This is a genomic window from Variovorax sp. UC74_104, from assembly GCF_044055375.1.
Lineage (GTDB): Bacteria > Pseudomonadota > Gammaproteobacteria > Burkholderiales > Burkholderiaceae_C > Variovorax.
Genome location: NZ_CP171978.1, coordinates 4,144,370 through 4,166,633, shown reverse-complemented (window position 1 = coordinate 4,166,633; position 22,264 = coordinate 4,144,370). Strand labels below are relative to the sequence as shown.

The window sequence follows — 22,264 nt, the reverse complement described above, 5'->3', positions numbered from 1 at the left end:
TCATCGCCGTCGGCCCTCACCCCAGCCCTCTCCCCAAGGGGAGAGGGAGCAAGTCGAATCAGAAGCGCGTCACCGGCATTTCGGCGTCGGCCTTGCCCGGCGCGTACTTGCCCAGCTCCCACTTGGCGATCGCGTTGCGGTGCACTTCGTCCGGACCGTCCGCGAAGCGCAGCGTGCGTGCGCCGGCATAGGCGGCAGCCAGCGGGAAGTCGTCGCACATGCCGCCGCCGCCGTGGACCTGCATGGCCCAGTCGATCACCTGGCAGGCCATCGAGGGCGCCACCACCTTGATCATGGCGATCTCGTTCTTGGCGACCTTGTTGCCGGCCACGTCCATCAGCCATGCGGCCTTCAGCGTGAGCAGGCGGGCCATGTCGATCTTGCAGCGGGCCTCGGCGATGCGCTCTTGCGTCACGGTCTGCGAGGCGACGGTCTTGCCGAAGGCCACGCGGGAGGAGGCGCGCTTGCACATCAGTTCCAGCGCGCGCTCGGCCAGGCCGATCAGGCGCATGCAATGGTGGATGCGGCCGGGGCCGAGGCGGCCCTGGGCGATTTCGAAGCCGCGGCCTTCGCCCAGCAGCATGTTGCTGGCGGGCACGCGCACGTTCTCGAAGTACATCTCGACGTGGCCGTGCGGTGCGTCGTCGTAGCCCATCACGTTCAGCGGGCGCACGATGCGGATGCCCTTGGCGTCGGCCGGCACCACGATCATGCTCTGCTGCGAGTGGCGCGGCGCCTCGGGGTCGCTCTTGCCCATGGTGATGAAGACCGCGCAGCGCGGGTCGGCCGCGCCCGAGATCCACCACTTGTGGCCGTTGATGACGTACTCGTCGCCCTGGCGCTCGATGCGCGTGGAGATGTTGGTGGCGTCGCTCGAGGCCACCTCGGGCTCGGTCATGGCGAAGGCCGAGCGGATCTGGCCTTCGAGCAGCGGCTTGAGCCAGCGGGCCTTGATGTCTTCGGAGCCGTAGCGCGCGATGGTCTCCATGTTGCCGGTGTCGGGCGCCGAGCAGTTGAAGGCCTCCGAGGCCCATGGCACCCGGCCCATGATCTCGGCCAGCGGTGCGTATTCCTGGTTGGTCAGGCCCGCGCCTTCGTAGCCCGAGGCGGCTGCGCTGTCGACCGGCAGGAACAGGTTCCACAGGCCCTGGGCCTTGGCCTTTTCCTTGAGCTTCTCGACTGTCTTCAGCGCCGACCAGCGCTTGCCGGCTGCCGTGTTGGCGGCCAGTTCGGCGTGGTACTCGGCTTCGGCCGGATAGATGTGGTCGTCCATGAATGCCTGGACGCGTTTCTGCAGGTCCTTGGTCTTGGCCGAGTATTCGAAGTCCATCTTGTCTCTCCTGGTGGGGTGGGGCGGCTTATGCCTTTTGGGCAAACTGCCAGGCCATGTCGGCCATGGGGCGGGCGCCGCGGGCAGAAGCCACGGCTTGCTCGCTCGACGCGGTACCGGCCTCGACCCGCTTGGCAATGCCTTGCAGGATCGCGGCCATGCGGAACAGGTTGTAGGCCTGGTAGAAGTTCCAGTCGGGCGCGAGCGCCTCGGGCGTGCTGATGCGGGTGCGCTCGCAGTAGCGGCGGATGTATTCGTTCTCGGTGGGGATGCCCAGCGAGGCGACGTCGACACCGCCGATGCCGCGCCCGGTGGTCGGGGGCATGTGCCACGACATGCAGTGGTAGCTGAAGTCGGCCAGCGGGTGGCCGAGCGTCGACAGTTCCCAGTCGAGCACGGCGATGATGCGCGGCTCGGTGGCATGGAACATCACGTTGTCGAGCCGATAGTCGCCATGGACGATCGACACCTTGCTCTCGTCGCGCGCGCTCGCGGGCATGTGCGCGGGCAGCCAGTCGATCAGCCGCTCCATGGCCTCGATGGGCTGCGAGAGCTCGCCCGCGCCGTCGGCCGAGGCCTTGTACTGCTTGCTCCAGCGGCCGATCTGGCGCTCGAAGTAGTTGCCGGGCTTGCCGTAGTCGGCCAGGCCGCGCGCCGCGAAGTCGACGGTGTGCAGCGCCGCGATCACGCGGTTCATCTCGTCGTAGTGGGCGGCGCGCTCGGCGTTGCTCATGCCGGGCAGCGACTGGTCCCACAGCACGCGGCCCTGCATGAACTCCATGACGTAGAAGGCGCGGCCGATCACGCTCTCGTCCTCGCACAGGCAGTACATGCGCGGCACGGGCACGTCGGTGCCGGCCAGGCCGCTCATCACCTTGAACTCGCGCTCCACCGCGTGGGCCGAGGGCAGCAGCTTCGCGACCGGGCCCGGCTTTGCGCGCATCACGTAGCTCTGCGTGGGCGTGACCAGCTTGTAGGTCGGGTTCGACTGGCCGCCCTTGAACATCTCGACCGTCAGCGGGCCCTTGAAACCGTCGAGGTTCTTCCCGAGCCAGGCCGCGAGCGCATCGATGTCGAAGGCGTGCTGTTGCGAGACGGCACGGGTGCCGATGAAGGAGGAGAAGTCCTGGCTCATGTCGGTATGTTTGTCTGCCTGTGGCTGTTGTTCTGCTTGTATTTGTCGCTCTAGCTCTCAGCTTCCGAGACGCGCATGAGCGCCGAGCGGTCGAGCACCACGAGGCCGCCCGGCTCGATGCGGATGGTGCCCTCGCGCTCCATGGTCTTGAGCTCCTGGTTGACCCGCTGGCGCGACGCGCCCAGCAGCTGCGCCAGTTCTTCCTGCGCCAGTTGCAGGCCGATGCGCATCTGGCTGCCGTCTTCCAGATTCGGCACGCCGTAGCTGCGCACCAGGTGGATGAGCTGCTTGGCCAGCCGCGCGCGCAGGGGCAGGGTGTTGAGGTCTTCCACCAGCCCGAAGAGCGTGCGGATGCGCCGCGCCTGCAGCCGCATCAGCGCCTCGTACAGCTCCACGTGCGAGGCCAGGATCTTCTGGAAGTCGGCGCGCGCCACGCACAGGATGGTGGTGTCGCCGTGCGAGTAGGTGTCGTGCGTGCGCCGGTCCCCGTCGAACATCGCCACGTCGCCGAACCAGATGCCCGGCTCCACGTAGGTCAGCGTCACCTGCTTGCCCGAGACGGCCGTCGAGCTCACCCGCACCGCGCCCTTGGCGCAGGCGATCCAGTGTTCGGGCGGATCGCCGCGGGCAGCGATCAGGTCGCCGTCCTTGTAGCGTTTGACGAAGGCGCATCGGAGGATGTCGTGCCGCAGCGATGGAGAAAGGGAAGAAAACCAGCGACCACTGTTGATCGCTTCACGTTCTTCGATGGTAAGAATGGGGTCGTCCATTGGTCTGTCCTCTCGGCGACTGGAAAGCTGATGGGTGTCACGGGAGCGACGCCGTCCGGCGCTGCTCGGTTACTGGGCTATTCGTACTGCGGCGGTTTCTTCTTCAGGAACGCGGCGATGCCGATGCCCGCGTTCGCGTGGTGCAGGTTGCGCACGAAGTGGTCTCGCTCCTGCGCGAGCTGCGATGCCAGCGTGGCGCCCCGGGCCTCGCTCAGCAGCTCCTTGATGCTGGCCAGCGAGTTCGGCGCGCGCGCATTGAGCCGGCCCGCCAGCGCCAGCGCGCCCGCGAGGGCCTGGCCGCTTTCGGTGAGCTCGTTGACGAGGCCCAGTTCGTGCAGGCGCGAAGCCGCGATGCGCTCGCCGTTCATCAGCCATTCGCTCGCAAGCTGGCGCGGCAGCTGCCGGCCCAGGTGCCAGCTCAGGCCGCCGTCGGGCGAAAGCGCCACGTTGCTGTACGAGGCCGCGAAGACAGCATCGCGCGCCGACACCACGAAGTCGCAGGCCAGCGCAAGCGAGAAGCCCGCGCCGGCGGCCGCGCCCTCGACGGCAGCGATCACCGGCTTGGGAAAGGTGCGGATCGAGTCGATCCAGTTGTGTAGGCCCTCGATGCTCTCGGCTTGCACCGAGCGGTCGAGCTGCCGATTGGCCAGCAGCCGCTGCAGCGAGCCGCCGGCGCAGAACCATGAGCCTTCGCCCACGATGACCACGCTGCGGATCTCCGCGCTGTTCTCGGCGCCGTTGAGCGCCTCGATGCCCGCCGCGTAGATGTCGGGACCCAGCGCGTTGCGCTGGCTGGGGTTGGAGATCGTCAGCACCATGGTGCTGCCCTCGCTCGTGCTCTTGAGTTCTGCTGTGCTCATGGCTCGGTTCCGTGCTCCTCGTTTATTTCGCGATCATTCTTCTTCGTGCAGCAGGCTCAGGCCCAGCGCGCCGCGGCGGCGCAGCCACGGGCTCGGGCGATAGCGCGGGTCGCCATACACCGTCTGCAGGTTGAACAGCACCTCGAGCATGTTGGTCGGGCCGTAGAGGTTGCCCATGGCCAGCGGGCCGCGCGGATAGCCCAGGCCCAGCTGCACGGCGGTCTCGAGGTCGGCCGGCGTGCACACGCGCTGCTGGCACATGTCGGCGGCGATGTTGACGATGGTGCCGATCACGCGCTGCGTGACGAAGCCGCCGCTGTCGCGGATCACGCTCACGGCTTTGCCGTCGCGTGCGAAGAGGGCGTGCGCGGCATCGCGGATGTCGCGGCGCGTGGCCGGGTTGGTGGCGAGCACGCGGCGCTTGGTGGCCGCGTCGTCGATCAGCATGTCGATGCCGATGGTGCGGGTGGCGTCCAGGCGCTCGACGGCGGCCACCGTGGTCACGTCGAAACCCAGCGGCGCGACCAGGATCAGCGATTGCGGCGCGGCAGTGGCGCCGCTGTCGATCTGCGCGCCCAGCGTGTTCACCAGGCGAAGCAGTTCGGCACGACGTGCCGCACGCGGCGACACCCACACTGAAGGCGTGCCCTCGACCACCGGCGCGGGCGCTTCGGGCACCTGCTGCATCACCCCGTCGTTGTAGCGATAGAAGCCTTCGTTGGTCTTGCGGCCCAGCGCGCCAGCGGCCAGGCGCTGCGCGGTGATCACGCTGGGGCGGAAGCGCGGCTCTTCGAAGTACTGGTGGTAGATCGACTCCATCACCGGGTGCGACACGTCGAGCGCCGTCAGGTCCAGCAGCTCGAAGGGGCCGAGGCGGAAGCCGGCCTGGTCCTTGAGGATGCGGTCGACGGTCGCGAAGTCGGCCACGCCTTCGCCCACGATACGCAGCGCCTCGGTGCCGTAGCCGCGGCCGGCGTGGTTGACGATGAAGCCCGGCGTGTCCTGCGCCTGCACTGCGCTGTGGCCCATCTGCGTGGCGTAGCCGGCGAGCTGCTTGCAGACCTCGGGCGCGGTCTTGAAGCCCGCTACCACCTCGACCACCTTCATCAGCGGCACGGGGTTGAAGAAGTGGAAGCCGGCGATGCGCTCGGGGTGCTTCAGCCCTGCGGCGATGGCCGTCACCGAGAGGGAGGAAGTGTTGGTGACCAGCGTGGCGGTCTCCGTCACCACGCCTTCGAGTTCGCGGAACAGCTTGCGCTTGACTTCCAGGTCTTCGACGATGGCTTCGATCACCAGGTCGCAGCCCGCCAGGGCCTGGACCGAATCGACGGATTTCACGCGGGCGATGTACGCATCGCGCATGGCCGCGTCGATCTTGTTCTTCTCGTGCAGCTTGTTCCATTGGGCGCAGAGGGCTTCGCGCCCGCGCTCGGCGGCGCCCGCGAAGCTGTCGAGCAGCAGCACCTCGCTGCCCGCCTGTGCGGCGATCTGCGCGATACCGCGCCCCATGGCGCCGGCGCCGACGACGCCGATTCGGGAGTAGTTCACTGTCATTTGCTGGAGATTTTCACTGGTTGGGTGGTATCCGGGCCTGCGGGGCAGGCGTCGACACAGGTGCCGTACGCATCGGCACCGCTGTCGAAGTCTTCGATTTTGCAGCCCCGCGCGGGCGGGGCGTGACGGGTTTTACGCGGGGGCGCGCTTTCAGGGCGCACGACGGCTGCGGTCGATGGCCACGCTGAGCGAAATGGCGATGAGCACCAGGCCGAGGCCGACCCAGCTCATCCAGGCACCGGCGTCGTTGGCGAGCAGCCAGCCGCCGAGCGCCGCGCCGACGGCCTGGCCGGTGTAGATGCCGGAGCTGTTGAGCGCCACCGAGCCCGGCGCGAGCGCGGGCGCAAGGCCTACCAGCCGGGCCTGCTGCGCCGAATTCGTGGAGAAGCAGCCCAGGCCCCAGGGCACGAGCACGACCGCGAGCCAGGCAAGCGTGGAAGCCAGCGGCCACAGCAGCAGGCTGGCGGCGATCAGCACCGTCGTGACCAGCACCATGCGGCCGGCACCCACGCGGTCGATGTACCGGCTGACCACCATGTTGCCGACCAGCCCGCAGGCGCCGAAGAGCGCCCACATCACGCTCAGCGTGGTGGCGTCCGCGCCGAAGCTCTGCTTGAGGATCGGGCCGAAGTAGCTGAACAGCACGAACTGGCCCGCGCCCTGCAGTGCCGTGACCGACACGATGCCCATCAGCACGGGGCTGCGCAGCACGCGCGACCATGCGGCGGCCGTCAGCGCGGCGGGCTTGATGCCGTTCGGCAAGGTGAGCCAGATCGATGTCGCGCTCGCGACACTGAGCAGCGCGATGGCGGCGAAAGCCATGCGCCAGCCCAGGTGCCCGCCGATCAGCGCTCCGATGGGCAGCCCCAGCACCGAGGCCATCGACCACCCGAGAAAGACGAAGGTCACGGCGCGCCCGCGGTGCTCGGGCGGCACCAGCAGGCCGGCGCAGGCGGCAGCCTGGGGTGTGAAGATGGCTGGCGCGATCACCGTGAGCATGCGCACCGGCAGCAGCGCGCCGAAGCTCGGCATCAGCGCGCAGAGAACGTGGCCGGCCGCGTACCAGAGCAGGGTGAGGGCCAGCAGCTGCCGGCGGTCCCAGCCTGCGACCGCGGCAGCCAGCAGCGGTGCACCGATGCACATGACCGCCGCAGCGGCCGTGATGAGTTGCCCCGCCGTGGCGGCCGTGACCGAGAGCGAGGCGCTGATCTCGTTGAGCGTGCCGGGCACGACCATCACGCCCGTGCCGATCACGAAATTGCCGACGAGCAGCGCCCAGAGCGCACCCCTGGACGCTGGCCGGCTCACCGGCGGACCTGCAGCGCGCCGGGATTCACGATGTTCGTGGGGTTGCCGTTGATGTAGCTCACGACGTTGTCGAAAGCCTGGCCGAAGTAGCTCTCGTAGCTTTCCTGCTCGACGTAGCCGATGTGCGGCGTGCAGATGCAGTTCTCCAGGCGCAGCAGCGCGTGGCCCTGCAGCGGCGGCTCGCTCTCGAACACATCGACAGCCGCCAGCCCGGGGCGCCCGCGGTTGAGCGCCGCGAGCAGGGCGTCGGCCTCGACCAGTTCCGCACGCGAGGTGTTCACGAACAGGGCGGTCGGCTTCATGCGCGAGAGGTCTTCCAGCGTGATGAGGCCGTTGGTCTCTTCGTTGAGCCGCAGGTGCACCGACAGCACGTCGGCCGCGGCGAAGAACTCGTGTCGGTTCTGTGCCACCTGGAAGCCATCGGAACGCGCCTTGGCGCAGCTGGCTCACGGCCCCAGATCACGACCTGCATGCCGAAGGCCTGACCGTAGCGCGCGACCAACTGGCCGATGCGGCCATAGCCCCAGATGCAAAGCGTCTTGCCCTTGAGCACCGAGCCGATGCCGAAGTTGGGCGGCATGGAGGCCGACTTGAGCCCCGACTGCTGCCAGGCGCCATGCTTGAGGTTGCTGATGTACTGCGGCAGCCGGCGCATGGCGGCCATGATGAGCGCCCATGTGAGTTCGGCAGGCGCCTGCGGAGAGCCGGAGCCTTCCGCCACGGCCACGCCTCGCTCGGTGCAGGCCGCGACATCAATGTGTCCGGCAACGCGCCCGGTCTGGGAAATGAGCTTGAGCTTGGGGAGCTTCTCGATCAGCTGGCGCGAGATCTGGGTGCGCTCGCGGATCAGCACGATCACGTCGGCGTCCTTGAGGCGAACCGATAGCTGCCCAATGCCCTTCACCGTGTTGGTATAGACCTTGGCCGCGTATGCGTCCAGCTTGGAAGCGCAGCGCAGCTTGCGTACGGCGTCCTGGTAATCGTCGAGGATCACAATGTTCATGGCACGCCATTGTGCCTCGCAGCATTGGAATGTCGCGCCTGCGAACGTTTGGATACCCACCCCGAAGCCGCTCGCAGGGCCGTTCGGGCTCAGTGCAGGCGGGTCGAGCGCGGTGCCGTGGCCATGGTTTCGGCGGCCTCGAGCGCGGCCAGTCGGTCGAGCTCGGCGCAGACATCGGCCATGCGGCCGGAGATTCGGACGCGATTGCTGCTGCACTGCCTGTTCTTGTCGTCGACGACGCGGACCACTCGCAACGGGCGTGCTGGCACGGTGGCCGCCTGGCTGGGCGAGGCACTGCCACCCGAGCGGGCCGTGCAGGCGGGGCGCACCGCTACATAGCGCAGTCCGGCAGAGGATTCGGTCGTGTCGATGTGATTCCCGCGACGATCGCGACGTGCCGGCATCAGGCGGCTGGCCAGCGATTGCAAGGGCATCCAGATATCGGCGATGGCGAGGAGGGCGATTCCCATGTGAACTCCAAGAAAGTAGAGGTTGAACACAGGCAGGATTTCTTGAATCGGCCGCGACAGGGTGATGGCGACTCTTCGCCATACGCCCGCCACCTGTCGAGGCCGGATGGGGATGCGTGCTGCGGAAAGCAGGCCGCCCGGGGCCTACATCAGCATCGTGTTTCGGATGAGTCCGACAGCGAGGCCTTCGATTTCGAAAGGCTCTCCGGGCTGCACAATGATGGTCGGGTAGTCGGGGTTCTCGGCGTGCAGCTCGATGACCTGCTTGTTGCGCTTCAGGCGCTTGACGGTCACTTCGTCGCCCAGCCGGGCCACCACGATCTGGCCGTTGCGGGCCTCCTTGGTGGCTTGCACCGCGAGCAAGTCGCCGTCCATGATGCCGGCGTCGCGCATCGACATGCCTCGCACCTTGAGCAGGTAGTCGGGCTGGCGCTGGAACAGCGTGTTCTCGACGTAGTAGGTCTGGTCGACGTGCTCCTGCGCCAGGATCGGCGAACCTGCCGCGACGCGGCCGATGAGCGGCAGCGCAAGCTGGGCCATGCCGGGCAGCGAGAGCGAGAACTGGTTGCCTTCGCGATGGCGCGTTTCGTTGAGCGAGCGCAGCGCGTCACCCTTGAGGCGGATGCCGCGCGAGGTACCGCTGACGAGCTCGATGACGCCCTTGCGCGCCAGCGCCTGCAGATGCTCTTCCGCGGCGTTGGCTGACTTGAAGCCGAGTTCGTTGGCGATCTCGGCGCGGGTGGGCGGCGCACCGGTACGTGCGATGGCGCTCTGGATGAGATCCAGGATCTGCTGCTGGCGGGCTGTAAGCTTCACGGCGAACTGCATATGTGGTTCCTTGCGGTACTGGCTGGATATCCAGTGGCTGTATTTTTAACCAGTTTTTTTAAGTTGACAAGCCATGGTCAATTCCTCTTCGCCTGAATTGCGCCGACGCGCGGTGGTTCTGGGTACCGGCGGCACCATCGCGGGCCGGGCCGCCAGCAGCGACGACAACATCGGCTACACCGCCGCGCAGGTGGGCGTGGCCGACCTGCTGGGCGGTATCGAGGCGCCTGACGGCGTGACCCTCGAGGCCGAGCAGGTGGCCCAGGTGGACAGCAAGGACATGTCCTTCGACATCTGGCAGCAGTTGGCGCGATGCTGCGCGCACTGGCTGGCGCAGGCCGATGTGGCCGGCGTGGTTATCACGCACGGCACCGACACCATCGAGGAGACGGCGTTCTTCCTGCACTCCGTGCTGGCACCATCCAAGCCCGTGGTGCTCACCTGCGCGATGCGTCCGGCCACCGCGCTGTCGCCGGACGGGCCGCAGAACGTGCGCGATGCGATCGGCGTCGCAATGACGCAGGGCGCCAAGGGCGTGACGGTGGTGTGCGCCGGCGCCGTCCACGGCGGCGTCGACATCCAGAAGGTGCATACCTATCGGCTCGACGCCTTTGCCTCAGGCGATGCAGGACCGATCGGCTATGTCGAGGAGGGGGAAGTGCGCCTCGTCCGCGCCTGGCCGCAGGGGCAGGCTGTGTCGGCGGCGAAGATCCTGGGGACGACCGCGGTGCAGTGGCCCCGGGTGGAGATCGTGATGAGCCATGCCGGTGCCAGCGGGGCGGTGATCGATGCGCTCCTGCTGCCTGGGGGCGCGGAGCCCCTGCGCGGGCTGGTGCTTGCCACTACCGGCAACGGCACCCTTCACCATGCTCTGGAGGCGGCTGCGCTCAGGGCGCAGGACGCCGGTGTCTCGGTGGTCAGGGCGACGCGTTGCACCAGCGGGCGCATCCTCCCGAAGGCCGGCGATCCGCTGCGCGATGCAGGCGCACTGACGCCGGTCAAGGCGCGCATCGCCCTGATGCTCGAACTGCTGGGGTGAAAACGAAACCGCCCCTGTCGAAGGGGCGGTTTTCTTGGAGTCAGGTCAGCTGCTCAACGCGGCCAAGGCCCGCTGCGTGATCTCGTCGACCGTGCCCACGCCTTTGATGGCGCGGTACTTCGGCGCTGCGGCCGGGTCTGCCTTCGCCCAGGCGGAGTAGTAGTCGACCAGCGGACGCGTCTGCTGGCTGTACACCTCGAGCCGCTTGCGCACGGTTTCTTCCTTGTCGTCCTCGCGCTGGATCAGGTCCTCGCCGGTCACGTCGTCCTTGCCTTCCACCTTGGGCGGATTGAACTTGACGTGGTAGGTGCGGCCCGAAGCCGGGTGCGAACGGCGGCCGCTCATGCGCTCGATGATGTCGCTGAAGGGCACATCGATCTCGAGCACGTAGTCGAGCTTGACGCCGGCCGCCTTCATGGCGTCGGCCTGGGGAATGGTGCGGGGGAATCCGTCGAAGAGGAAGCCGCCGGCGCAATCGGGCTGCGCGATGCGTTCCTTCACGAGGTTGATGATCAGGTCGTCGCTGACCAGCGCGCCGGCGTCCATGACCGCCTTGGCCTGCAGTCCGAGCGGGGTGCCGGCCTTGACGGCTGCGCGCAGCATGTCGCCGGTCGAAATCTGGGGAATGCTGTACTTCTGGCAAATGAAGGCCGCTTGCGTGCCTTTGCCCGCCCCGGGCGCGCCCAGCAAAATTAGTCTCATGGTGTCCTCGGACGGTTCTTAGATCTTGTGTCGCGCCGTGCATCGGCCCCGTGGCTGGGCAAGGCGGAGTTGTTTCGAGGATAGCATGCGTGCCCTTGGGGAAATCCCGCTCCTGCAGCCGCCGGGACGCTCAGGCGCCTGCGGCTGCGAAGACCGCGCGCACGCGCGCAAGGTCTTCGGGCGTGTCGATGCCGGGGCCCGGCGCGACATGGCTCACATGCACCGCGATGCGATGGCCGTGCCACAGCGCGCGCAGTTGCTCGAGTGCTTCCGTCGACTCGACGGGCGCCGGGGGCAGCGAAGGAAAGCGCCGCACGAAGCCCGCGCGATAGCCATAGATCCCGATGTGGCGCAGCGGCGCAGGGGCGGCGGGCAACACGGCAGGCGCGGCACCGTTGGCGGAGCCGTCGCGCCACCATGGAATGGGCGCGCGGCTGAAGTACATCGCGTTGCCTTGTGCGTCGAGCACGACCTTCACCACGTTGGGATTCATGAAGTCGCCCACCGAATCGATCTCGTGGGCCGCGGTGCTCATCGCCGCTTCGGCGTGCGTGGACAGTGTGCTCGCCACCGCATCGATCAGTGCCGGGTCGATCAGCGGCTCGTCGCCCTGCACGTTGACGACGATGTCGTCGCCATCGAGCCCGAGTTGTTCGCAGGCTTCCGCCAGCCGGTCGGTGCCGCTCGGATGGTCCTGGCGCGTCAGGACGACCTCGACACCATGCGCCCTGCAAGCCTCGATGATGGATGGATCGTCCCCCGCGACCACCACGCGCGCCGCGCCGGATTCGCCGGCACGCTGCGCCACGCGCACGACCATGGGCACGCCGGCGATGTCGGCGAGAGGTTTGTTGGGAAGCCGTGTCGACGCCAGCCGCGCCGGAACCAGAACGGTGAAGCTCACAGCCCGAGCTCTTCGTCGGAGAGCGTGCGCGCCTCGTTCTCGAGCAGCACCGGAATACCGTCGCGCACCTGATATGCCAGGCGGGCGCTGCGGGACCACAGCTCCTGCTTCTCGGGGTTCCAGGTCAGCGGCCCCTTGGTGACGGGGCAGACGAGCAGTTCAAGCAGCTTGGTATCCATCGAGCGATGATAGCTTTGCGTCGAGGGCGGCGAAGAATTCCGCGGAAGGCACGAACTCCAGCGGCACGGCCAATGCATCGGGAGCCTTGCGCCAGAGCTTGACGGCGTCCTTTTCGGTGCAGACGAGAGGCATGTCCGCGCCAGACGGGGGCTGCCAGCTCTCGAAATCGAAGTGATCGGGCAGCGCGATGGTGTCGGCGAGCGTCAGGCCGCGGTTCCGCAGCATCTCGAAGAAGGCCTCGGGCCGTGCGATCGCCGCCAGTGCGGTCAACGGCCGGCCTGCAAGGGAGGCCAGCGGTACGCGTTTTCCATCGCTGCCCAAGGCGTCGCTCGCAAGCGACCGGGTGGCAGTGTGGCCGCCTGCGAAGGCCGGTCGCGATCCGCTGTGCAGCACCAGGTCGCAGCGTCGTGGCCAGGCTTCGCGCAGCGGGCCTGCGGGCAATCGCCAGCCGTTGCCGATGCCCCGGTCGTCGAACACGCAGATCTCGATGTCGCGCCCGAGCGCCAGATGCTGCAGTCCGTCGTCGCTCACGATGACCTGCGTGGTCGGATGCCGTTCGAGCAGCGCGCGTGCGGCATCGATGCGCTGGCGCGCGACGAACACCGGCGCGCCGGTGGCGTGATGGATCAGCGCAGGCTCGTCGCCCACATCCCGCGGATCGCTGTCGCCGAGCACTTCGCGGCAGTCGTCGGTGCGGCGGCCATAGCCTCGCGACACCACGCCGACCTGCATTCCCCGCGACTGCAGGTGCCGGACGACGGCCATCACCACCGGCGTCTTGCCGGCGCCGCCCGCAATCACGTTGCCGACCACGATCACCGGCACTCGCACGCGCTCGGTCTTCAGCCATCCCGCGCGATAGAGCAGGCCGCGCACCGCGAACAGCGCGGCATAGACGAGAGACAGCGGCCACAGCAGGCAGGCCAGGAGGCCGCGGCGCAGCCAGGCGTCCTGCAGGCGCGAACCCGTGTTTCTGCTGCCGCCGGTAGGCACTCAGTGCCCGGCTTGTGCCGTCGACTGGGCCGCGAAGGTGATCTGCATCAGGCCGGCACGGCGCGCGGCTTCCATCACCGTCACCACGGCCTGGTGCGGGCTGGTCGCGTCGGCGCTGATGATCACCACGCTGTCCTTGCCACCGGTGGCCGCGGCGGCGAGGGCAGCCGTCACGCTTTCCACGCTGCGGTCGGCCACGGCGTTCTTGTTGACCGAGTAGCGGCTATCGGCCGAAACCGCCACGATCACTTCCTTCGGATAGTCGCGCTGCGCATCGACGTCCGCCGTGGGCAGCCGCAGCTGCATCTCGGTGAACTTGCTGTAGGTGGTCGACAGCATCAGGAAGATCAGGATCACCAGCAGCACGTCGATGAACGGGATCAGGTTGATCTCCGGCTCGTCGCGCGCGCCGTGGCGGAACTGCATGCGAGCGCGGCTCATTTGCGCAGTGCGTTGAGATGGCGCGCGAAGCGCTCGCCGGAGAGCTCGAGGTTCAGCAGGTACTCGTCGACTCGGCTGCGGAAGTAGCGCCAGAAAATCAGCGTCGGGATGGCCACGATCAGGCCGAAGGCGGTGTTGTAGAGCGCGATCGAGATGCCGTGCGCCAGTTGAGCCGGGTTGCCCGAGCCCACCGCGCCGCTGCCCGGCGACTGCGAGCCGAAGATCTCGATCATGCCGATCACGGTGCCCAGCAGGCCCAGCAAAGGGGCTGCCGAAGCGATGGTGGCCAGCGCCGGCAGGTAGCGCTTGAGCTTGTGCGCCACGGTGCGGCCGGAGGCCTCCATGGCGGCGCGCAGGTCGTCTTCGGTGCAGCGCGGATTGGCGTTCAGCGCGCGCAGGCCGGCGGCCAGGACCTGGCCGAGCATCGAGTTGCGTTCGAGTTTGGTCACGACGTCCGGACCGGGAATGGCTCCGTGCGACGCGGTGATGGTTTCGTCGAGCAGCTTCGGCGGCAGTACCCTCACGGTCTTGAGACTCGTGAAACGTTCTATAACCAGCGCGAGCGCAATGACCGAACATGCGAGCAAGGGCCAGATCGGCCAACCCGCGGCAACTATGATGGAAAACAAGAAAATCCTCCGGCCCGTAGACTGCAAATGCGCGGCGATTATCCACTGAGCCCACCATCGTCACGCGCCTTGTTTTTGTGTCAGCAAGGACGCACAGATTCTGTGGATAACTTTGTGATTAACCTGCTGCGCAACTCGCCGCGACCCGCATGGGGTGGCCTTTTCGCTGGATCGACTGAATTTTGAGCAGCACTTTTTTCAATGAAATCAATGGCTTGCACGAGAAACCGTGCGCCTGTCCTGCCCTGGGGGCCGAAGCTGGGGGCCATGCCGCCCGTTGTGGAAGAGTGGCATCCGGCCGAGCGGGCGTTTTGTGAACTTGCGTGAACCGAATTCCGCGCCCGGGCCGCGAGTCTGGGCTGTCGGCGCCTTGTGCCGCGCGGTCGCCGACGCGCTCGACGCCCGCTTCAATCCGGTGTCCGTGCGTGGCGAGATATCCGGCTTTTCGCGCGCCTCAAGTGGACATTGTTACTTCGCGCTCAAGGACGAATCCGGCCAGCTGCGCTGCGCGATGTTCCGCCGCGCCGCCGGGCTGCTCGACTTTTCGCCGCGCGACGGCGATCAGGTCGAGGTGCGCGGGCGACTTGCGGTGTACGAGCCGCGCGGCGATCTGCAGCTGGTGGTCGAGAGCCTGCGCCGCGCGGGGCAGGGCGCGCTGTTCGAGCAGTTCATGCAGCGCAAGGCGCGCCTGGAGGCCGAGGGCCTGTTCGATCCAGCGCGCAAGCGGGCGTTGCCGACCATGCCCCGCTCGATCGGCATCGTCACATCGCTGGGCGCGGCTGCCTTGCACGACGTGGTCACTGCACTGCGAAGGCGTGTTCCACACATTCCGGTCGTGCTTGCCCCGGCGGCGGTGCAGGGGGCCAACGCGCCGGGCGAACTGGTGCGGGCGCTGCAGTCGCTCTATGGCCTCGCGCCCGCTGTCGACGTGATCCTGCTGGTGCGCGGCGGCGGTTCCATCGAAGACCTCTGGGCCTTCAACGACGAGGCGCTGGCTCGCACCATCGTGCAGAGTCCGGTGCCGCTGGTCAGCGGCGTGGGGCACGAAACCGACTTCACCATCGCCGATTTCTGCGCCGACCTGCGCGCGCCTACGCCCACGGCCGCGGCGGAACTGGTGAGCGCGCCTCGCGACGTGTGGCTGGGTGCGCTCGATCTGCTCGAGGAGCGGCTCGGCGATGCGCTGGGCAGTCGCCTCGACGTGCTCGGACAGCGTCTGGACCAGGCCGCGGGGCGCCTCGGCCGGCCTTCGAATCTGGTGACTCGCCAGCAGTTGCGCCTTGCGTATCATGCGCAGCGGCTTCGCTACAGCGTGATGTCCAGAAGGGAGCGGCTGACGCAGTTGCCGCGCCAGATCGCCGCTGACTTTCCGCTGAAGATGGGGCGCGCGGTCGTGCAGCGTCGCGATCGGCTGGAGCGCGTGGCCCTGCGCATGCGATTGCTCGATCCGGCACTGGTCTTGCAACGCGGCTATGCGTGGCTGACCGATACAGATGGTCATGCGATCGTCAGCGCCACGCAACTCGCACCGGGCGATGCGGTCAAGGCGCGGCTCGCCGATGGCGAGGTCGACCTGACCGTCGCTTTGGGCGGCGCGACGGGAACGCGTCCGACGCCGTCTCGATAATTACTTCCTAGAATCCTTCATTCCCACAACCAACCCACGAGAAAAAACCATGGAACATGTGCTCCCACCCCTGCCGTACGCCCTGGACGCACTGGCACCCGAGTATTCGAAGGAAACCCTCGAATACCACTACGGCAAGCACCACAACGCCTACGTGGTGAACCTCAACAACCTGCAAAAGGGCACCGAGTTCGAATCGCTGACGCTCGAGGAGATCGTCAAGAAGTCCAGCGGAGGCATCTACAACAACGCCGCGCAGATCTGGAACCACACCTTCTTCTGGAACTGCATGAAGCCCCAAGGCGGCGGCGCTCCCACCGGCGCGCTGGCCAAGGCCATCGAAGCGAAGTGGGGCAGCTACGACGCCTTCAAGGAAGCCTTCGTGAAGTCGGCCGTGGGCAACTTCGGCTCGGGCTGGACCTGGCTGGTGAAGAAGCCCGACGGCACCGTGGACATCGTGAACACGGGCGCAGCCGGCACGCCGCTGACGACTGCAGACACCGCGCTGCTGACCGTGGACGTCTGGGAGCACGCCTACTACATCGACTACCGCAACCTGCGCCCGAAGTTCGTCGAGACCTTCCTGGCCAAGCTGGTCAACTGGGACTTCGCTGCTAAGAACTTCGGCTGATCCCGCGTTCTGCTAAAAACGAAAAAGCCGACCATGGGTCGGCTTTTTGTTGGCTATGGACGGCAGGCGCTCATCGTTTGCCGGCTGCGAACAGCTCGCCGCCGAGCTTGGCGCCCTTCTTGATGTTCTTCTTGGCAAACCAGCCCTGGTTCATTTCGAGCACGTAGCGCACCGGCTCCTGCGAGCAATGCGTGTTCTCGGTCATGGGCTGCATGTCGGCCAGGTTGACGATGCGTCCGTCGTCGGCAACGAAGGCGGCGGTCAGCGGAAGGATCGTGTTGCGCATCCAGAAGCACTGCGTGGCGGGCTGCTCGAACACGAAGATCATGCCTTCGGCCTGGGGCATCTCCTTGCGGAACATCAGGCCGATTTCACGTTGAAGAGGAGTTTGCGCAACCTGCGCGTCGATCTTGTACAGGCCGACCGAAAGTTGGGTGCGTGGCAGGTCGGTCTGGGGTTGCTGCTGGGCATGTGCCTGCATCGTGAACGATGCGGATGCGAGGAGCAGGGAGAGCAGGGCGGCGAGACGCTTGATGAGCATCGGACGACTCTTTCAGGGCGGGGCCAGGGCCCGGCCTGGATTAAAAATGCCAATAAAAATGCCCGCTGATGCGGGCATTGCCGGTGAGCGGGGAAGCTTACACCTTCTTGGCGGCGGCCGTGTGGGCCTTGGCAACGTGGCGAACCTTGTGCTTCTTGGCCGCAGCGTGCTTCTTGACGGAAGCGTGCTTGGCAGCCTTGGCTGCGGGAGCCGGAGCTGCCGTGGTGGGCTCGGCTTGTTGAGCGAAAGCGCCGACGGCGAAGAGACCGGCGACCAGGGCTGCGAGCAGCTTGTTCATGAACATATCCTTTGAAATTCGTTGATCTGGATTGGCCTTCTTGCGGAAGGTAGACATTCAACGGAGGCCGTTTTCAGCGGTTGACAGGACAAAGCTGCCTTTGCACGAAAAAAAAGCGCTCCGAAGAGCGCTTCCTTTGCGGGGCAGGCCGAATTACTTCGGGGTGCCGCCTTGGGTCGACTTGCGCTTGACGCTGCCGTCCTTGTTGCGACGACGCTGGTCGCGGGTTTCAGCACGCTTCTCGCCGGAGGCCGCAGCCTTGTCGGCACCGATGGCGCCGCCTTCGGGGGTCTTGGCTTCGTCGCCAGCCGGAGCCTTGACCTGGCCAGCGGGCTTGGCAGCCTTCTTGGCTTCGGCGCGTTGCTGCGACTTGCTGTTGGTGGCGTTGCCTTGCTCGGGCGTCGTACCGGCCGGGTTCTGGGCGTAGGCGCCAGCGGCGAACAGGCCGGCGATCATGACTGCGAGAATTTTGCTCATTGGTGATTCCTCTATCGAGAATTGGTTGGAAACGCCTCCCGGCGAGCAGAAGGTCAGCCACTAACGACGCCGTTGGGCCGCCGGTTGACAAACGCTTGCTGATGGGTTGCGTCTAAAATGTACAGCGATTTGTTCGCCGGCTGTACAGCGGAATACGCGCCGTGTCTGAATTCGCTGACAGTTCTTAAAAGTACGTCGATCCCGGAGCCTTCCCCTCTCATGACCAGTTATCAGCACATCAAAGTCCCGACCGAAGGCCAGAAGATCACGGTCAACGCCGACAACTCCCTCAATGTGCCTGACCAACCGATCATTCCCTTCATCGAGGGCGATGGAACCGGCCTGGACATCACGCCGGTGATGCTGAAGGTGGTGGACGCTGCGGTGGCAAAGGCCTACGGCGGCAAGAAGAAGATCCACTGGATGGAGGTCTTCGCCGGCGAGAAGTCGACCAAGGTCTACGGCCCCGACGTCTGGCTCCCCGAGGAAACGCTGCACGCCGTGCGCGACTACGTGGTCTCCATCAAGGGCCCGTTGACCACGCCAGTCGGTGGCGGCATCCGCTCGCTGAACGTCGCGCTGCGCCAGGAACTCGACCTCTACGTGTGCCTGCGCCCCATCCAGTATTTCGAAGGCGTTCCGAGCCCGGTGCGTGAACCGCACAAGACGAACATGGTGATCTTCCGCGAGAACTCCGAAGACATCTACGCCGGTATCGAGTTCGAAGCCGAGAGCGAAAAGGCGAAGAAGCTCATCAAGTTCCTGCAGGACGAAATGGGCGTCAAGAAGATCCGCTTCCCCGAAACCTCGGGCATCGGCGTCAAGCCGGTGTCCCGGGAAGGCACCGAGCGCCTAGTGCGCAAGGCGCTGCAATACGCGATCGACAACGACAAGCCCAGCGTCACCCTGGTGCACAAGGGCAACATCATGAAGTTCACCGAAGGTGGCTTCCGTGACTGGGGTTACGGCCTGGCGGCCAAGGAGTTCGGCGCCGAGCTGATCGACGGCGGCCCATGGATGAAGTTCAAGAATCCCAGGACCGGCAAGGAAATCACCGTCAAGGACAGCATCGCCGACGCGTTCCTGCAGCAGATCCTGCTGCGCCCGGCCGAATACAGCGTGATTGCCACGCTCAACCTCAACGGCGACTACGTTTCCGACGCCCTGGCCGCGCAGGTCGGCGGCATCGGCATCGCCCCGGGCGCGAACCTGAGCGACACCGTCGCCATGTTCGAGGCCACCCACGGCACGGCTCCCAAGTACGCCGGCAAGGACTATGTGAACCCCGGTTCCGAGATCCTCTCGGCCGAAATGATGCTGCGCCACATGGGCTGGAAGGAAGCCGCCGACCTGATCATCAGCTCGATGGAGAAGTCGATCGCCAGCAAGAAAGTCACCTACGACTTCGCCCGCCTGATGGACGGCGCGACGCAGGTGAGTTGCTCGGGCTTCGGCCAGGTGATGATCGACAACATGTAGTTGCCGCGCTTCGACGTCCTGGCGGCGTCGCGGCAACACGAGGAGCCCTTGAACTTCCGGAAGGAATTCAAGGGCTTTTTGCTGCTTCTTCAGCCAATTGCGGCGGGCTTTTTTGCCTAAAACTCCTGCCTGGCATGCCGTTGCGGAAATACTGTCGCAGCGGTCGCAAACCCCTTGAATTGTCGGATACGCGCCACCACGTTTTTTTCGCTCGGCACGGCGCTTGCACGCTCTATAGAATGATTTTCATGGCAACGAGAACTCCAAAAACTCCCAGCACTCCGCCGGCCCAGAAACCGGCCGGGGACGACGGAGATTCGGTCGTCCTGGAGCGCCGGCCGCAAAGAACCGCGCCGCCGCAGATGTACCAGGTGGTGATGCTGAACGACGACTACACGCCCATGGAGTTCGTGATCGTCGTGCTGCAGGAATATTTCAACAAGGATCGCGAGACCGCCACCCAGATCATGCTCAAGATCCACCTCGATGGCCGGGGCGTCTGTGGGGTTTATTCCCGCGACATGGCAGCCACCAAGGTCAACCAGGTCATGGAAGCCGCGCAGCAGGCCGGGCATCCGCTCCAATGCGTCAGCGAACCTGTTGCATGAACCAGTTGAATTGCGCAAGCTCCAACCCATCTGAGAACTTATTTACAGCAAGGCAAAAGGAAATCACATGATTGCCCAGGAACTGGAAGTCAGCTTGCACATGGCCTTCGTCGAGGCCCGGCAGCAGCGCCACGAGTTCATCACCGTGGAGCATTTGCTGCTCGCTTTGCTGGACAACCCGAGCGCCGCGGAAGTTCTGCGCGCCTGCTCGGCCAACGTCGACGACCTGCGGGCGTCGCTCACCAACTTCATCAAGGACAACACGCCCCAGGTGGCGGGTACCGACGATGTAGACACCCAGCCGACCCTGGGTTTCCAGCGCGTGATCCAGCGCGCCATCATGCATGTGCAGTCCACCGGCAACGGCAAGAAGGAAGTCACCGGCGCCAACGTGCTGGTCGCGATCTTCGGCGAGAAGGACTCGCACGCGGTGTACTACCTGCACCAGCAGGGCGTCACCCGCCTCGACGTGGTCAACTTCATTGCCCACGGCATCAAGAAGAGCGATCCGCCGGAAGCCGTCAAGGGCAGCGGCGAAGCTCCCTCGGGCGAAGGCGAGGAGGGCGGCGGCGAACGCAACGAGAAGGCGTCGCCGCTCGAGCAGTTCACGCAGAACCTCAACCAGATGGCCAAGGACGGCAAGATCGATCCGCTGATCGGCCGCGAGTACGAGGTCGAACGCGTCATCCAGATCCTGTGCCGTCGGCGCAAGAACAACCCGCTGCTGGTCGGCGAGGCCGGCGTGGGCAAGACCGCGATCGCCGAGGGCCTTGCATGGCGCATCACGCAGGGCGACGTGCCGGAGATCCTGGCCGAGTCGAACGTGTTCTCGCTCGACATGGGCGCGCTGCTGGCCGGCACCAAGTACCGCGGCGATTTCGAACAGCGCCTGAAGGGCGTGCTGAAGTCGCTGAAGGACAAGCCGAACGCCATCCTCTTCATCGACGAGATCCACACCCTGATCGGTGCGGGCGCAGCCTCGGGCGGCACGCTCGACGCGTCGAACCTGCTCAAGCCGGCGCTCTCGAGCGGCCAGCTCAAGTGCATCGGCGCGACCACCTTCACGGAATACCGCGGCATCTTCGAGAAGGACGCGGCCCTGTCGCGTCGTTTCCAGAAGGTCGACGTGGTCGAGCCGTCGGTGCAGGAAACCGTCGACATCCTCAAGGGCCTGAAGTCGCGCTTCGAGGAACACCATGGCGTGAAATACGCCGTGGCGGCCCTGCAGGCTGCGGCCGAGCTCAGCGCCAAGTACATCAATGACCGTCACCTGCCCGACAAGGCGATCGACGTCATCGACGAGGCCGGCGCAGCCCAGCGCATCCTGCCGCCGAGCAAGCGCAAGAAGACCATCAGCAAGACGGAAGTCGAGGAAATCGTCGCGAAGATCGCGCGCATTCCCCCGGCCAACGTCAGCAACGACGACCGCAGCAAGCTGCAGACCATCGAGCGCGACCTCAAGAGCGTGGTGTTCGGCCAGGACAAGGCACTCGAAGTGCTCGCCTCGGCGGTCAAGATGGCTCGCTCGGGCCTGGGCAAGGGCGACAAGCCGATCGGTTCGTTCCTGTTCTCCGGCCCCACCGGCGTCGGCAAGACCGAAGCGGCGAAGCAGCTGGCCTACATCATGGGCATCGAGCTGATCCGCTTCGACATGTCGGAATACATGGAGCGTCATGCGGTGAGCCGCCTGATCGGCGCGCCTCCGGGCTACGTCGGTTTCGACCAGGGTGGCCTGCTGACCGAGGCTGTCACGAAGAAGCCGCACGCGGTGCTGCTGCTCGACGAAATCGAGAAGGCGCATCCGGACATCTTCAACGTGCTGCTGCAGGTCATGGACCATGGCACGCTGACCGACAACAACGGACGCAAGGCCGACTTCCGCAACGTCATCATCATCATGACGACGAACGCGGGTGCCGAGACCATGAACAAGGCGACCATCGGCTTCACCAACCCGAGGCAGGCCGGCGACGAGATGGGCGACATCAAGCGCCTGTTCTCGCCCGAGTTCCGCAACAGGCTGGACGCCATCGTCAACTTCAAGGCGCTCGACGAACAGGTCATCCTGCGCGTGGTCGACAAGTTCCTGCTGCAGCTGGAAACCCAGCTCGGCGAGAAGAAGGTGGAAGTCACCTTCAGCGACAAGCTGCGCAAGCACCTGGCGAAGAAGGGCTTCGATCCGCTGATGGGCGCACGTCCGATGCAGCGCCTGATCCAGGACACGATCCGTCGTGCATTGGCCGACGAGCTGCTGTTCGGACGCCTGACTGACGGTGGCCGCCTCGAAGTCGACCTCGACGACAAGGACGAAGTGCTGCTGGACATCCAGCCCCTTCCGAAGAAGGAAGGCAAGCAGAAGCCCGAAGCAGAGGAAACCGCGGCAGGCTGAGCCAGTCCATCGCGTCTTCTGAAATGAAGCCAAAGGCCGGTAGCATCGCTACCGGCCTTTTTCTTTGG

Annotated in this window: 23 protein-coding genes and 1 pseudogene; 6 read left to right on the top strand and 18 right to left on the bottom strand. The window is 66.0% G+C overall.

Annotated features, from left to right (window positions below):
* Nucleotides 1-58 precede the first annotated feature (58 nt).
* From ACHMXA_RS19570 to lexA, 9 genes and pseudogenes are all read right to left on the bottom strand, one after another.
* Nucleotides 59-1,330 (bottom strand): acyl-CoA dehydrogenase family protein, encoded by a 1,272-nt coding sequence (locus ACHMXA_RS19570; protein WP_176664269.1) that lies wholly within the window; start codon nt 1,328-1,330, stop codon nt 59-61.
* A 28-nt stretch (nt 1,331-1,358) separates the two neighbouring features.
* Complete coding sequence (locus ACHMXA_RS19565) at nt 1,359-2,465, bottom strand: phosphotransferase (RefSeq protein ID WP_176664268.1); 1,107 nt, start codon at nt 2,463-2,465, stop codon at nt 1,359-1,361.
* A gap of 50 nt (nt 2,466-2,515) precedes the next feature.
* Entirely contained in the window at nt 2,516-3,235 is a 720-nt protein-coding gene (locus ACHMXA_RS19560) for a Crp/Fnr family transcriptional regulator (RefSeq protein WP_093202289.1), read from the bottom strand.
* Between the two features lie 77 nt (nt 3,236-3,312).
* The gene (locus ACHMXA_RS19555) at nt 3,313-4,095 is read right to left on the bottom strand and encodes an oxepin-CoA hydrolase, alternative type (RefSeq protein WP_395316247.1); all 783 of its coding nucleotides are present in this window, start codon (nt 4,093-4,095) and stop codon (nt 3,313-3,315) included.
* Nucleotides 4,096-4,128: 33 nt separating this feature from the next.
* On the bottom strand, nt 4,129-5,649 hold the full coding sequence (locus ACHMXA_RS19550) for a 3-hydroxyacyl-CoA dehydrogenase (RefSeq protein ID WP_176664266.1): 1,521 nt from the start codon (nt 5,647-5,649) through the stop codon (nt 4,129-4,131).
* A 150-nt stretch (nt 5,650-5,799) separates the two neighbouring features.
* Entirely contained in the window at nt 5,800-6,957 is a 1,158-nt protein-coding gene (locus tag ACHMXA_RS19545; protein ID WP_176664265.1) for an MFS transporter, read from the bottom strand.
* Nucleotides 6,954-7,960, bottom strand: a pseudogene (locus ACHMXA_RS19540) (D-2-hydroxyacid dehydrogenase family protein). Before ACHMXA_RS19540 ends, ACHMXA_RS19545 begins: the two are co-directional and overlap by 4 nt.
* A gap of 89 nt (nt 7,961-8,049) precedes the next feature.
* Nucleotides 8,050-8,460, bottom strand: a complete 411-nt coding sequence (locus ACHMXA_RS19535; RefSeq protein WP_395316246.1) for a hypothetical protein — start codon at nt 8,458-8,460, stop codon at nt 8,050-8,052.
* A gap of 114 nt (nt 8,461-8,574) precedes the next feature.
* Nucleotides 8,575-9,258, bottom strand: coding sequence for a transcriptional repressor LexA (gene lexA / locus ACHMXA_RS19530; RefSeq protein WP_019652457.1), 684 nt, complete (start codon nt 9,256-9,258; stop codon nt 8,575-8,577).
* 73 nt (nt 9,259-9,331) lie between these two features.
* Between lexA and ACHMXA_RS19525 the strand changes: the two genes are divergently transcribed.
* Nucleotides 9,332-10,297, top strand: a complete 966-nt coding sequence (locus ACHMXA_RS19525) for an asparaginase (protein WP_395316245.1) — start codon at nt 9,332-9,334, stop codon at nt 10,295-10,297.
* 45 nt (nt 10,298-10,342) lie between these two features.
* On the opposite strand, the gene adk is transcribed toward ACHMXA_RS19525, so the two are convergent.
* From adk to ACHMXA_RS19495, 6 genes are all read right to left on the bottom strand, one after another.
* Nucleotides 10,343-10,999 carry an adenylate kinase gene (gene adk, locus ACHMXA_RS19520; protein WP_176664262.1) on the bottom strand — a complete coding sequence of 219 codons (657 nt, stop codon included), beginning with the start codon at nt 10,997-10,999 and terminating at the stop codon, nt 10,343-10,345.
* A gap of 130 nt (nt 11,000-11,129) precedes the next feature.
* A complete protein-coding gene (gene kdsB, locus ACHMXA_RS19515; protein ID WP_395316244.1) occupies nt 11,130-11,903 on the bottom strand; it encodes a 3-deoxy-manno-octulosonate cytidylyltransferase in 774 nt (257 codons plus the stop codon).
* Nucleotides 11,900-12,082 (bottom strand): Trm112 family protein, encoded by a 183-nt coding sequence (locus tag ACHMXA_RS19510; RefSeq protein ID WP_176664260.1) that lies wholly within the window; start codon nt 12,080-12,082, stop codon nt 11,900-11,902. Before ACHMXA_RS19510 ends, kdsB begins: the two co-directional genes overlap by 4 nt.
* A complete protein-coding gene (gene lpxK / locus ACHMXA_RS19505; protein ID WP_395316243.1) occupies nt 12,063-13,076 on the bottom strand; it encodes a tetraacyldisaccharide 4'-kinase in 1,014 nt (337 codons plus the stop codon). The genes ACHMXA_RS19510 and lpxK overlap by 20 nt, the downstream gene beginning before the upstream one ends.
* Entirely contained in the window at nt 13,077-13,502 is a 426-nt protein-coding gene (locus tag ACHMXA_RS19500) for an ExbD/TolR family protein (protein WP_395321330.1), read from the bottom strand. It lies immediately after the preceding gene.
* An 11-nt stretch (nt 13,503-13,513) separates the two neighbouring features.
* A complete protein-coding gene (locus tag ACHMXA_RS19495) occupies nt 13,514-14,146 on the bottom strand; it encodes a MotA/TolQ/ExbB proton channel family protein (RefSeq protein ID WP_395316242.1) in 633 nt (210 codons plus the stop codon).
* Nucleotides 14,147-14,459: 313 nt separating this feature from the next.
* Between ACHMXA_RS19495 and xseA the strand changes: the two genes are divergently transcribed.
* Together xseA and ACHMXA_RS19485 are read left to right on the top strand one after the other, a co-directional pair.
* Nucleotides 14,460-15,773: an exodeoxyribonuclease VII large subunit gene (gene xseA / locus ACHMXA_RS19490; protein WP_395316241.1), complete on the top strand. Its 1,314-nt coding sequence runs from the start codon at nt 14,460-14,462 to the stop codon at nt 15,771-15,773.
* A 49-nt stretch (nt 15,774-15,822) separates the two neighbouring features.
* A complete protein-coding gene (locus ACHMXA_RS19485; RefSeq protein ID WP_395316240.1) occupies nt 15,823-16,404 on the top strand; it encodes a superoxide dismutase in 582 nt (193 codons plus the stop codon).
* 70 nt (nt 16,405-16,474) lie between these two features.
* Here the strand turns inward: ACHMXA_RS19485 and ACHMXA_RS19480 are convergent, their stop codons facing one another.
* From ACHMXA_RS19480 to ACHMXA_RS19470, 3 genes are all read right to left on the bottom strand, one after another.
* A complete protein-coding gene (locus ACHMXA_RS19480; RefSeq protein WP_176664255.1) occupies nt 16,475-16,945 on the bottom strand; it encodes a DUF192 domain-containing protein in 471 nt (156 codons plus the stop codon).
* Nucleotides 16,946-17,042: 97 nt separating this feature from the next.
* Complete coding sequence (locus tag ACHMXA_RS19475; RefSeq protein ID WP_395316239.1) at nt 17,043-17,300, bottom strand: hypothetical protein; 258 nt, start codon at nt 17,298-17,300, stop codon at nt 17,043-17,045.
* A 96-nt stretch (nt 17,301-17,396) separates the two neighbouring features.
* Nucleotides 17,397-17,720, bottom strand: a complete 324-nt coding sequence (locus ACHMXA_RS19470; RefSeq protein WP_126020304.1) for a cell envelope biogenesis protein TolA — start codon at nt 17,718-17,720, stop codon at nt 17,397-17,399.
* A 219-nt stretch (nt 17,721-17,939) separates the two neighbouring features.
* Between ACHMXA_RS19470 and icd the strand changes: the two genes are divergently transcribed.
* The 3 genes from icd (at nt 17,940) to clpA (ending at nt 22,196) form a co-directional block, all read left to right on the top strand.
* Nucleotides 17,940-19,199 carry an NADP-dependent isocitrate dehydrogenase gene (gene icd / locus ACHMXA_RS19465; RefSeq protein WP_395316238.1) on the top strand — a complete coding sequence of 420 codons (1,260 nt, stop codon included), beginning with the start codon at nt 17,940-17,942 and terminating at the stop codon, nt 19,197-19,199.
* A 248-nt stretch (nt 19,200-19,447) separates the two neighbouring features.
* Nucleotides 19,448-19,807, top strand: a complete 360-nt coding sequence (clpS, locus tag ACHMXA_RS19460; protein ID WP_176664253.1) for an ATP-dependent Clp protease adapter ClpS — start codon at nt 19,448-19,450, stop codon at nt 19,805-19,807.
* Nucleotides 19,808-19,874: 67 nt separating this feature from the next.
* Nucleotides 19,875-22,196 carry an ATP-dependent Clp protease ATP-binding subunit ClpA gene (gene clpA / locus ACHMXA_RS19455; protein WP_176664252.1) on the top strand — a complete coding sequence of 774 codons (2,322 nt, stop codon included), beginning with the start codon at nt 19,875-19,877 and terminating at the stop codon, nt 22,194-22,196.
* Nucleotides 22,197-22,264: the final 68 nt, after the last annotated feature.

Excerpts from the sequence above, each read along its gene's own strand:
- ACHMXA_RS19570 (WP_176664269.1), bottom strand. The coding sequence starts at position 1,330 with ATGGACTTCGAATACTCGGCCAAGACCAAGGACCTGCAGAAACGCGTC.
- ACHMXA_RS19565 (WP_176664268.1), bottom strand. The coding sequence starts at position 2,465 with ATGAGCCAGGACTTCTCCTCCTTCATCGGCACCCGTGCCGTCTCGCAA.
- ACHMXA_RS19560 (WP_093202289.1), bottom strand. The coding sequence starts at position 3,235 with ATGGACGACCCCATTCTTACCATCGAAGAACGTGAAGCGATCAACAGT.
- ACHMXA_RS19555 (WP_395316247.1), bottom strand. The coding sequence starts at position 4,095 with ATGAGCACAGCAGAACTCAAGAGCACGAGCGAGGGCAGCACCATGGTG.
- ACHMXA_RS19550 (WP_176664266.1), bottom strand. The coding sequence starts at position 5,649 with ATGACAGTGAACTACTCCCGAATCGGCGTCGTCGGCGCCGGCGCCATG.
- lexA (WP_019652457.1), bottom strand. The coding sequence starts at position 9,258 with ATGCAGTTCGCCGTGAAGCTTACAGCCCGCCAGCAGCAGATCCTGGAT.
- ACHMXA_RS19525 (WP_395316245.1), top strand. The coding sequence starts at position 9,332 with ATGGTCAATTCCTCTTCGCCTGAATTGCGCCGACGCGCGGTGGTTCTG.
- adk (WP_176664262.1), bottom strand. The coding sequence starts at position 10,999 with ATGAGACTAATTTTGCTGGGCGCGCCCGGGGCGGGCAAAGGCACGCAA.
- ACHMXA_RS19510 (WP_176664260.1), bottom strand. The coding sequence starts at position 12,082 with ATGGATACCAAGCTGCTTGAACTGCTCGTCTGCCCCGTCACCAAGGGG.
- ACHMXA_RS19500 (WP_395321330.1), bottom strand. The coding sequence starts at position 13,502 with ATGCAGTTCCGCCACGGCGCGCGCGACGAGCCGGAGATCAACCTGATC.
- ACHMXA_RS19485 (WP_395316240.1), top strand. The coding sequence starts at position 15,823 with ATGGAACATGTGCTCCCACCCCTGCCGTACGCCCTGGACGCACTGGCA.
- ACHMXA_RS19480 (WP_176664255.1), bottom strand. The coding sequence starts at position 16,945 with ATGCTCATCAAGCGTCTCGCCGCCCTGCTCTCCCTGCTCCTCGCATCC.
- ACHMXA_RS19475 (WP_395316239.1), bottom strand. The coding sequence starts at position 17,300 with ATGTCTACCTTCCGCAAGAAGGCCAATCCAGATCAACGAATTTCAAAG.
- ACHMXA_RS19470 (WP_126020304.1), bottom strand. The coding sequence starts at position 17,720 with ATGAGCAAAATTCTCGCAGTCATGATCGCCGGCCTGTTCGCCGCTGGC.
- icd (WP_395316238.1), top strand. The coding sequence starts at position 17,940 with ATGACCAGTTATCAGCACATCAAAGTCCCGACCGAAGGCCAGAAGATC.
- clpS (WP_176664253.1), top strand. The coding sequence starts at position 19,448 with ATGGCAACGAGAACTCCAAAAACTCCCAGCACTCCGCCGGCCCAGAAA.
- clpA (WP_176664252.1), top strand. The coding sequence starts at position 19,875 with ATGATTGCCCAGGAACTGGAAGTCAGCTTGCACATGGCCTTCGTCGAG.